The 2596-nt window shown below is 66.5% G+C and carries 3 protein-coding genes; all 3 read right to left on the reverse strand.

The features are described 5' to 3' along the window. Positions 1-672 (reverse strand): sugar nucleotide-binding protein (locus tag K8V11_RS10565; protein WP_303913795.1); only part of this gene is annotated, 672 nt, incomplete at its 3' end. Beyond that, positions 665-1546 (reverse strand): glucose-1-phosphate thymidylyltransferase RfbA, encoded by an 882-nt coding sequence (gene rfbA, locus K8V11_RS10570; RefSeq protein ID WP_303913798.1) that lies wholly within the window; start codon positions 1544-1546, stop codon positions 665-667. The genes K8V11_RS10565 and rfbA, both read right to left, overlap by 8 nt. After that, on the reverse strand, positions 1547-2551 hold the full coding sequence (gene rfbB, locus K8V11_RS10575; RefSeq protein ID WP_303913800.1) for a dTDP-glucose 4,6-dehydratase: 1005 nt from the start codon (positions 2549-2551) through the stop codon (positions 1547-1549). It abuts the gene before it with no gap. Positions 2552-2596: the final 45 nt, after the last annotated feature.

Below are 2596 nucleotides of genomic sequence, written 5' to 3' on the forward strand. Positions count from 1 at the left end.
CTGGTCGTCGACGACATTTACAGTGTCGCGTTCGGATTCCAGCCGCAGCATCGTGGTGACAAAGTCGCCGCCGCCGAGCCCCCCGACCCACTCCCTTGCGGGTCCGCTGTACACCCAGGCCGTGCGCGCGACTGCGGCGCCGGGGTGCGCCTTGCGCACCGCGAGTTCGCCCTCCCATTTCGTGCGCGCGTAGACGCCCGCCTCCGCGCCGAGTTCGATGTCCTCCGGCGCCGAAGCAGCAAGCGGCGTGGCCCCGGCCGGATCCTCGACCGGACCGTAAATCCCGGGCACGTAGTCCGTCGACACGTGCAGCAGGGGAATGCCTCGCCGCGCGCATTCGGCGGCGAGCCGCGCGGCACCCTCGACATTGATCGCCGCGGCGGCTGCCTCAGCGTCCTCCGCCGCATCGACGGCGGTAAACGCGGCGGCGTTGATCACCACCTGCGGACGGAAGACATCCAACGCATCCTCGATTGATGCGCGGTCGGAAAGATCCATCCCCGGACCTCCGGTCGGGCTGTCTTTTCTCCCGAGGATGCAGACCTCGACGAGATCCCCTACCGGCCGTCGCGCGAGCCAGCGCCCGAGCTGCCCGAATCCTCCTGCGACGAGAACCCGGCGCCGCGACAGGATCGGCGAGACCGGCGTCATAGGTACATGTGTCTCAGCCACCGAGTTCCCGCTCCCGCTCCAACAATCCGTGCAGGTACGCGCCGTACCCGGACTTGAGTTGCTCGTCGGCCGCGGCGGCGAGCACCGCATCGTCGATGAACCGCATCCGCCAGGCGACCTCTTCGGGCGCGCCGATCTTCAGGCCCTGCCGCTCCTCGATCGTGCGCACGTAGTTGCCTGCGTCGAGCAGCGAGGTGTGGGTGCCCGTGTCGAGCCACGCCGTTCCGCGCGGCAGGACCTCGACGGAGAGCCGCCCCTGCTCGAGATACCGCTTATTGACGTCGGAGATCTCGTACTCCCCGCGAGCGGAGGGTTCGAGCGTGGAGGCAATGTCCACGACGTCGCTGCTATAGAAGTAGAGGCCGGGGATCGCGAAGTTCGACCGCGGCTGCGCGGGCTTTTCCTCGATGGAGATCGCGGCTCCGTCGGCATCGAATTCGATGACCCCGTAGTCGCTCGGGTTTGCCACCCGGTAGGCGAATACAGCCCCGCCGGACACGTCGCGGAAGCGGCGTAGCTGCGTGCCCATGCGTGGGCCGTAAAAGATGTTGTCGCCGAGCACGAGCGCGACCGAGTCGTTGCCGATGTGCTCGGCGCCGAGGACGAAAGCCTGCGCGAGACCCTGCGGTTCCGGCTGCTCGCGGTAGGTGATGGTGATCCCAAACTGGGAGCCATCGCCGAGTAACCGCTCGAACTGCGACCGATCGTGAGGGGTGCAGATGAGCAGGATGTCGCGGATGCCGGCGAGCATAAGCGTGGTGAGCGGGTAGTACACCATCGGTTTGTCGAACACGGGCATGAGCTGCTTGCTCACGGCCGCGGTGAGCGGCCGCAGCCGCGAACCGGCGCCCCCGGCGAGGATGATTCCCTTCACCTACAGCACCTCCTCTACTTCTGCATATTTCGCCTCGACCGCAGCCTTCACCGGTTCCCACCATTCGCGGTTGTCCCGGTACCACTCGACGGTATCGGCGAGCCCCGAACGCAGGTCGGTGTGTTCGGGCGCCCACCCGAGCTCGCGCCGCAGCTTCGTCGCGTCGATCGCATAACGCCTGTCGTGTCCCGGCCGGTCGGTGACGAAGTCGACCTCGTCCGGGTCTCGATCACACAGGAGACACAGTTCGCGCACGATCTCGCGGTTAGAGGCCTGCCCGTCCGCGCCGATAAGGTAGGTCTCCCCCAACCGGCCGCGCTCGAGAATCTCCCACACTGCGGCATTGTGGTCGTCGACGTGGATCCAGTCGCGCACGTTTTCTCCGCTGCCGTAGAGGCGCGGACGTCCGCCGTCGATAAGCGTCGTGATCTGCCGCGGGATGAATTTCTCCACGTGCTGGCGCGGACCATAATTATTCGAGCAGTTCGACAGCGTCGCGCGCAGCCCATAGGTGCGGATCCATGCGCGCACGAGCATGTCCGCGCTCGCCTTCGACGCCGAGTACGGGCTCGACGGGCGGTACGCGGTGTCCTCGGTGAACGCCTCAGGGGTGCCGAGTGGAAGATCGCCATAGACCTCGTCAGTGGAGACGTGGTGCAGGCGCACATCGTGGCGCCGGGCCGCCTCGAGAATCTCGAAGGTGCCGGTGATGTTGGTGTGGACGAATTGCCCCGGCGCGGCGATCGAATTGTCGTTGTGGCTCTCGGCGGCGAAATGCACGATCGCGTCGTTCGGCCCGAAGCCGGAGAGGATCTCGTCGAGCGTCTCCCTGTCCGCAACATCCCCGCGGATGACGTCGCACTGCGCATCCACCAGGCTCGCCTCGTTCGCGGCGTACGTGAACGAGTCGAGCACGGTGATCTGGGTGTCTGGGCGCACGCGCCCGGTGAGGCGCACGAAATTCGAGCCGATGAACCCGGCGCCGCCTGTAACTAGAAGCCGCATACGTCCAACACTAGTGGGCGCCCCGGAATCATTGCCCGCGGTTCC

Source organism: Dietzia timorensis, from assembly GCF_020742175.1.
Taxonomy (GTDB): Bacteria; Actinomycetota; Actinomycetes; order Mycobacteriales; family Mycobacteriaceae; genus Dietzia; species Dietzia timorensis_A.

Excerpts from the sequence above, each read along its gene's own strand:
- rfbB (WP_303913800.1), bottom strand. The coding sequence starts at position 2,551 with ATGCGGCTTCTAGTTACAGGCGGCGCCGGGTTCATCGGCTCGAATTTC.